The sequence below is a fragment of the Ramlibacter sp. genome, from assembly GCF_041916345.1.
GTDB lineage: Bacteria > Pseudomonadota > Gammaproteobacteria > Burkholderiales > Burkholderiaceae_C > Ramlibacter.
Genome location: NZ_JAYRZR010000141.1, coordinates 1 through 6,633 on the forward strand (window position 1 = coordinate 1; position 6,633 = coordinate 6,633).

Genomic DNA, 6,633 nt, shown 5'->3' on the forward strand with positions numbered 1-6,633 from the left:
TTGAGCGCCTGTAAGAGCGGGAGGTCGCCCGCGACATCTGGGAACATGAAGCATTGTAGAAACCATGCGGCTGCAAGGCGGCGCAGATGCGGCACACTGCCCGGCGGAGACCTGCCATGACGCCCCCTTGCCACGACCCGAGCCACCCCGTGCCGCTGCGCTGGCCCGCCGCCTGGCGCACGCTGGCGCTCTCGCTGGCCTGGCTGCCCGCGCTGGCGCAGGCAGTCTGCACGAGCGAAGGCGCCCCCGCCCCGCAGGCCGTGCTGGAGCGCTTCATCAGCGCCGACTGCGCCACCTGCTGGACGGATCCGGCCACGCCGGCGGCCGCGCAGGGCGTGCTGGCCCTCGACTGGGTGGTGCCGGGCCCGCGCGGTGACGACGGGCCGCTCTCCGCCGTGGCCCTGCGCGAGGCCGAGGATCGCCTGGCCTATCTGGGCCGCGCCGCGCCCGACGCCGCGCTGCACATCACCACGCTGCGGCGGGACAAGGCCCCCGCCGTTCGCCTGGCCCAGGGCGACAGCTTCAACGACTACATCGGCACCTCCATCGAACTCAAGAGCGGCGGCCGCGGCCCCTGGCAGGCGTGGCTGCTGCTGGCAGAGGCGCTGCCGGCCGGCACCGAAGGCAGCCCGGTGGAGCGCCTGCTGGTGCGCAATGTGTTCCGGCCGCCGTGGGAGCAGGCGACCCCGCGGGCCGTGGCGTCGCGGCTGGAACGCCGCTCCATGCAGATCCATGCCGGCGCCCAGCCGGAGCGGCTGCGACTGGTCGCGCTCGTCCACGATGCGCAGGGCCGCATGAGGGCCATCACGCAGACCATATGCCGGCCGTGAGCGCATCGCCGTAAAATCAGTCACCGGGCCCAAGCATTTGCGGCCCGGTTTTTCGTTTCGGGGCCGGCCGCGCCCCGGGCGGCGGCCGGGCCCGCAGTCCAAGCGCTCATCTGTTCTTCAACAGTCTTTCGGGGCCGCAACCGGCCCCCAGGAGCGACGGAAATGGAAATCTTCGACTACGACAAGGTGCTCTTGCTGCCGCGCAAGTGCCGCGTGCAGAGCCGCTCGGAGTGCGACCCGGGCATCGAGTTCGGCGGGCGGCGCTTCAAGCTGCCCGTGGTGCCCGCCAACATGAAAACGGTGGTGGACGAGAAGATCTGCCTCTGGCTGGCCCAGAACGGCTACTTCTACGTGATGCACCGGTTCGACCTGGACAACGTGGCCTTCGTGCGGCAGATGCACGAGGCCGGCGCCTACGCCTCCATCTCGGTCGGCGTGAAGCAGGCGGACCGCGACACCGTGGACCGCCTGGCCGCGCAGGGCCTGGTGCCCGAGTACGTGACCATCGACATTGCCCACGGGCATGCCGACACGGTGCGCGAGATGATCGCCCACCTCAAGGCGAAGCTGCCCGCCAGCTTCGTCATCGCCGGCAACGTGGGCACGCCCGAGGCGGTGATCGACCTGGAGAACTGGGGCGCCGATGCCACCAAGGTCGGCATCGGCCCCGGCAAGGTGTGCATCACCCGCATGAAGACCGGCTTCGGCACCGGCGGCTGGCAGCTCTCGGCGCTGAAGTGGTGCGCCCGCGTGGCCACCAAGCCCATCATCGCCGACGGCGGCATCCGCGAGCACGGCGACATCGCAAAGAGCATCCGCTTCGGCGCCACGATGGTGATGGTCGGCTCCATGCTGGCCGGCCACGAGGAGTCGCCCGGCCAGACGGTGGAAGTGGATGGCCGCCTGTACAAGGAGTACTACGGCTCGGCCTCCGACTTCAACAAGGGCGAGTACAAGCACGTGGAAGGCAAGCGCATCCTGGAGCCGGTGAAGGGCAGGCTGGCCGACACCCTGCGCGAGATGGAGGAGGACCTGCAGTCCTCCATCAGCTACGCCGGCGGCACGAAGCTCTCGGACATCCGCCGCGTGAACTACGTGATCCTGGGCGGGGACAACGCGGGCGAGCACCTGCTGATGTAGGCGGAGGAAGCGCTGGGGTTGCGATGGCGATCCCCTCTCAATCATCCCGCATCCGCGCCCGCGCGAAGGCGCGAATGAACGCCACCGACGGCCCCTCGGTGCGACCCGCCAGCGTGACCAGCGCGAAACGCGCCTGCGCCGCGAGGGCCGGCACCACCGGCAACTCCAGCAGGCGGCCAGCCGCAAGATCCTCTCGCGCGGCGACGCAGATGCCCAGGAAGATGGCGTCCGTGGCGCGTACCGTGTCCAGCAGGCTCTCCACTTCCTCGCAGCACAGGCGAGTCAGCAATTGCGGATGCGCGCTTTCGCCATACTGGTCGACGAGCTGCCGTGCCACCTCGTCCGACAGCGGGGTCGAAGCCACGGGGTAGGCCAGCAGGTCCTCGAATGCCACGCGCCGTCGCCGGGCCAGTGGGTGCCCGCGCCGGCAGATGAACGCCGCGCGCAACTGCCCGAGCGGCTCGATGCGCAGATCGGTGGCGGGCGCCACCCGCCGCGCGTCGATCACCAGCGCGTCGAGCTCGCGGCTGCGCAGCTGCTGCAACTGCAGTTCGGTCGCGCCGCGCAGCACCACCGCGCGCACCGGCGGCTGATGCGCCGCCAGTTCGCACAGCAGCGGCGTCATCAGCACCGCGCCCGGCCCCGAGCCCAGCCCCACGCTGAGGCTGCGCATGTGGCCCTGGGCCAGCTGCGCCAGGTGCCCGTGCAGATCATCCGCCTCGCGGACCAGGCGACGCGCGTGCTCCGCCGCCGCCAGCCCCATGGGTGTGAGCTCGTTGCGCTTGCCGATGCGGTCCACCAGCCGTACGCCCAGCTCCGCCTCCAGCCCCTGGATGCTGCGCGAGAGCGCCGACTGGGTGATGAAAAGGCGCTGCGCCGCCCGGCTGAACGACCGGGTCTCCTCCAGCGCCAGCAGGTGGCGCATCTGCCGCAGTTCCATGACCGCTACTCCATGAGTCGAATGAATCAAAACCAGGAAGATAAGTCATTGGACACATGGTCGGAGCCTCCCTAGCATGCCGCTCATCGATCACAAGGACCCGAGGAGACAAGACGATGCACACGAACCGACGCGCCCTGCTGGCCGCCGCCGCGCTGGCCGCCCTGGCAGGCACCTGCCCGACGCTGGCCCTGGCCCAGGCCTTTCCCAACCGGCCGGTGACGCTGCTGGTGCCCTACCCGGCCGGCGGCCTGTCGGACGTGATCGCCCGCAAGGTGAACACGGCGCTGGGCAAGTCGCTCGGCCAGCCCGTGATCGTGGACAACCTGGGCGGCGCCAGTGGCAGCATCGCGGCGCAGAAGACGCTGAACACGCCGGCCGACGGCCACCTGCTGTTCCAGGGTTCGCCCAACGAGCTGATCTTCGCGCCGCTGGCGCTGGCGGCGGTGAAGTACAAGCCGGAGGACTTCCGCCAGGTGCACCGCATCGCCATGGCGCCGATGGCCATCCTGGCGCGGCCCGACCTGCCCGCGAACACGGCCGATGAACTGGCGGCACTGGCGCAGCAGCTCGCCAAGGAAGGCAAGGGCCTGAGCTACGCCAGCGTGGGCATCGGCTCCTTCTACCACCTGCTGGGCGAACAGCTGAGCCGTACCCTGAACGCGAAGATGCTGCACGTGCCCTACAAGGGCGGCGCCGACGCCATCAAGGATCTGCTGGGCAGCCAGGTGGACATCTTCATGACGCCCTACGGCGCGCCGCAGGTGGAGCTGGCCAAGCAGGGCAAGCTGAAGTTCATCGCCGCCCTCTCGCCCGGCCGCGGCCCGCTGCAGCCGCAGCTGCCCAGCACCACCGAGAGCAAGGCACTGAAAGGCTTCACGGCCGAGATCGGCACCGGCTACTTCGTGCGCAAGGACACGCCGGAGCCGGTGGTGCAGGCGCTGCACAAGGCGCTGCAGGCCGTGCTGGGTGACGCGGAGGTGAAGGCGGGCCTCGCCGCGCTGGGCCAGGAAGCAGCGGCGCCCCAGAGCCTGGATGCGGCGCAGAAGGCCTTTGCGGACGAGACGACGCAGTACCGCGCGATCGCCAAGGCAGTCAACCTGCAGCCCCAATGAACGCGGTGGCACTCGACCCTATCGCGGACAACGCGCAGGCCCTGCTGAGCGAGCTGGCTGGCACGCAGGAGACCTTCGCCGCAATGCGGCGAGACATCCACCAGCACCCCGAGCTGGGCTTCCAGGAACATCGCACCAGCGACCTGGTGGCGGCGCGCCTCGCCGAGTGGGGCTACGAGGTCACGCGCGGCCTGGGTGGCACCGGCGTGGTGGGCCGCCTGCGCCGTGGCGACGGCCCGCGCAGGCTGGGCCTGCGCGCCGACATGGATGCCCTGCCCATCCACGAGGCGACCGGCCTGCCCCACGCGAGCCGCCACGCTGGCGTGATGCATGCGTGCGGCCATGACGGCCACACCGCCATCCTGCTCGCCGCCGCCCACCACATCGCGCGCCACGTCGACTTCAGCGGCACGCTCAACCTGATCTTCCAGCCGGCCGAGGAAGGCCTGGGCGGCGCGGTGCGCATGATGGAAGACGGCCTCTTCGAGCGCTTCCCGTGCGACGCGATCTTCGCCATGCACAACATGCCGGGCTATCCTGTGGGCCACCTCGCGCTGCGCGAGGGGCCGGCCATGGCGTCGTCGGACGCGGTGACGATCACGCTGCACGGCGTGGGCGGCCACGGTGCCCTGCCGCACCACGCGGCGGACCCGCTGGTGGCGGCCGCCGCCCTGGTGATGGCGCTGCAGACTGTCGTGTCGCGCAACGTGGATCCGCTGCAGATGGCCGTGGTCACCGTGGGCGCGCTGCACGCGGGCGAGGCGCCCAACGTGATCCCGGCGCACGCCACGCTGCGGCTGAGCGTGCGATCGCTCGACCGCGACGTGCGGGCCCTGCTGCAGACGCGCATCACCGAACTGGCCCACCAGCAGGCCGCCAGCTTCGGCTGCCGGGCGGAGGTGGACTACCGCAAGGGCTATTGCGTGCTGGTCAACCACCCACAGGAGACGGCGTTCGCGCGGGAGGTCGCGCTGGAACTGGTGGGCGTGGCGCGCACCACGCTGCAGGCACCGGCCCTGCCAGGCAGTGAAGACTTCGCCTTCATGCTGGAGCGCGTGCCGGGCAGTTACCTGCTGATCGGCAACGGCGAGGCGGCCGAGGGCGGATTTGCCGGCCACGCCTGCATGGTGCACAACCCGGGCTATGACTTCAACGATGCGAGCCTGCCGGTCGGCGCGGCCTACTGGGCGCTGCTGACGCGGCGCTATCTGGTGGCCTGAGGGCGCGCCGCCGCCGCTCGGCTGCGGCGGCGCGGGGCAGGCGCACGCGCGGCGCGCACCGCCAGCAGGTACGCCTGCGCATGCGCGCCGAGCAGGTCGGCCACCAGCCGCGCGATACGCGGCAGCGGCCGGCGCGCGCTCACCGCCACGCACGCCGTCTGCGGCTGCGCGGCCTTGTCGTCCAGGGGGATGAACACCGCCTGCCCGGCCAGCACCTCGGGCGCCACGTCCAGCTCGGACGTGATAGCCACGTGGCTGCCGGCGACGATGAGGCTCTTGACCAGCTGCAACGAGTTCGTCACCAGTGGCGGCCGCGCCTCGGCCAGCAGCCAGGCGTGGCGCCGTTCGAGGTAGCGGCGGATCGCGAGCGATCGGCTCTGCACCGCCATGGGCCAGCCAGCCACATCCCGAAGGGCCAGCGTATCCCGCCCCGCCAGCGCGTGCTGCGCGGCGACCACGCAGCCGAGCGGCAGATCCGTCGTCCACACCAGGTGCAGCTCCCGCTGAGGCTTCACGTTGAACACAACCGCTACGTCCACTTCACCGGCCTGCAGGCGCGCCACCGCCTCGTCGGGCGTGCCGATCTCGATCTCCAGCACGATGCCCGGATGCTGCCGCGCGACGGCCGCGATGAAAGGCGGTAGCAGGCCGTTGGCGTGGCTGTCCATCGCCGCCAGCCGCACCTGGCCCTGGTGCACGCCCTGCAACTGCTTCAGTTCCGAGAGGGTGCGCTGCAGGTCCGCGCGCCAGCGCTGCGACAGCGCCAGCACCACCTCACCCGCGGCCGTCATGCGCATGCCACGCGGCTCGCGCTCGAACAGGGGCACGCCCAGTTCCTCCTCCAGCGCCAGCAACTGCCGGTCGATGGCCGAGGCGGAAATCGCCACATCCCGCGCGGCGGCCTGGATGGAGCCGGTCTGCGCCACCGCGGCCAGGTAGCGCAAGGCCCGCGGGTGCAGGCTGGAGGTGGCCATGTTGCATTGCCTTTCTGCGAATGAGGCGTGGCAAATTATGCGATGGACAGCAATGCAGGCGGGGGCCAGACTGCCGAGCATGCCCCTTGCCACCGCCGCCGCGCCCGACCGCATCGAACCCGCCGCTGCCGCCTGGCTGGCCGCGCTGCAGGCCGGCACCGAAGAGGACTTCGTGCACCGGCTGGGCGGCGCCGTGGAGCACGCGCCCTGGGTCGCCCGTGCGGCATGGGCGCGGCGCCCCTTTGCCGACGTGCCGGCGCTGGGCCTGGCGATGGCCGAGGCCATCCTCGCCGCGCCGCGGGAGGCGCAGCTGCGTCTGCTGCAAGGCCACCCCGAGCTGGCCGGCCGCGAGGCCCAGGCCGGCGCCATGACGGCCGAATCCACCGGCGAGCAGGGCCGGCTCGGCCTCCTGGC

Annotated in this window: 7 protein-coding genes; 5 read left to right on the plus strand and 2 right to left on the minus strand. The window is 71.2% G+C overall.

Annotation, left to right across the window (positions count from 1 at the left end):
* The first annotated feature begins 116 nt into the window (after positions 1-116).
* Together ACE3T5_RS20620 and ACE3T5_RS20625 are read left to right on the plus strand one after the other, a co-directional pair.
* Positions 117-830: a hypothetical protein gene (locus ACE3T5_RS20620; protein ID WP_374669987.1), complete on the plus strand. Its 714-nt coding sequence runs from the start codon at positions 117-119 to the stop codon at positions 828-830.
* A gap of 162 nt (positions 831-992) precedes the next feature.
* On the plus strand, positions 993-1,970 hold the full coding sequence (locus ACE3T5_RS20625; protein ID WP_374669988.1) for a GMP reductase: 978 nt from the start codon (positions 993-995) through the stop codon (positions 1,968-1,970).
* Between the two features lie 37 nt (positions 1,971-2,007).
* On the opposite strand, the gene ACE3T5_RS20630 is transcribed toward ACE3T5_RS20625, so the two are convergent.
* On the minus strand, positions 2,008-2,910 hold the full coding sequence (locus ACE3T5_RS20630; RefSeq protein ID WP_374669989.1) for a LysR family transcriptional regulator: 903 nt from the start codon (positions 2,908-2,910) through the stop codon (positions 2,008-2,010).
* Between the two features lie 116 nt (positions 2,911-3,026).
* Between ACE3T5_RS20630 and ACE3T5_RS20635 the strand changes: the two genes are divergently transcribed.
* On the plus strand, positions 3,027-4,025 hold the full coding sequence (locus ACE3T5_RS20635; RefSeq protein WP_374669990.1) for a tripartite tricarboxylate transporter substrate binding protein: 999 nt from the start codon (positions 3,027-3,029) through the stop codon (positions 4,023-4,025).
* An 83-nt stretch (positions 4,026-4,108) separates the two neighbouring features.
* Positions 4,109-5,245 (plus strand): M20 aminoacylase family protein, encoded by a 1,137-nt coding sequence (locus ACE3T5_RS20640; protein WP_374669993.1) that lies wholly within the window; start codon positions 4,109-4,111, stop codon positions 5,243-5,245.
* Here ACE3T5_RS20640 and ACE3T5_RS20645 read toward each other — a convergent pair.
* Positions 5,230-6,219 carry a LysR family transcriptional regulator gene (locus ACE3T5_RS20645; protein WP_374669991.1) on the minus strand — a complete coding sequence of 330 codons (990 nt, stop codon included), beginning with the start codon at positions 6,217-6,219 and terminating at the stop codon, positions 5,230-5,232. The two genes, ACE3T5_RS20640 and ACE3T5_RS20645, sit on opposite strands and share 16 nt — an antisense overlap.
* Before the next feature lie 79 nt (positions 6,220-6,298).
* Between ACE3T5_RS20645 and ACE3T5_RS20650 the strand changes: the two genes are divergently transcribed.
* On the plus strand, positions 6,299-6,633 hold a 335-nt coding region (locus ACE3T5_RS20650; protein WP_374669992.1), incomplete at its 3' end, for a 2-oxo-4-hydroxy-4-carboxy-5-ureidoimidazoline decarboxylase.

Excerpts from the sequence above, each read along its gene's own strand:
- ACE3T5_RS20620 (WP_374669987.1), top strand. The coding sequence starts at position 117 with ATGACGCCCCCTTGCCACGACCCGAGCCACCCCGTGCCGCTGCGCTGG.
- ACE3T5_RS20625 (WP_374669988.1), top strand. The coding sequence starts at position 993 with ATGGAAATCTTCGACTACGACAAGGTGCTCTTGCTGCCGCGCAAGTGC.
- ACE3T5_RS20630 (WP_374669989.1), bottom strand. The coding sequence starts at position 2,910 with ATGGAACTGCGGCAGATGCGCCACCTGCTGGCGCTGGAGGAGACCCGG.
- ACE3T5_RS20635 (WP_374669990.1), top strand. The coding sequence starts at position 3,027 with ATGCACACGAACCGACGCGCCCTGCTGGCCGCCGCCGCGCTGGCCGCC.
- ACE3T5_RS20640 (WP_374669993.1), top strand. The coding sequence starts at position 4,109 with ATGCGGCGAGACATCCACCAGCACCCCGAGCTGGGCTTCCAGGAACAT.
- ACE3T5_RS20645 (WP_374669991.1), bottom strand. The coding sequence starts at position 6,219 with ATGGCCACCTCCAGCCTGCACCCGCGGGCCTTGCGCTACCTGGCCGCG.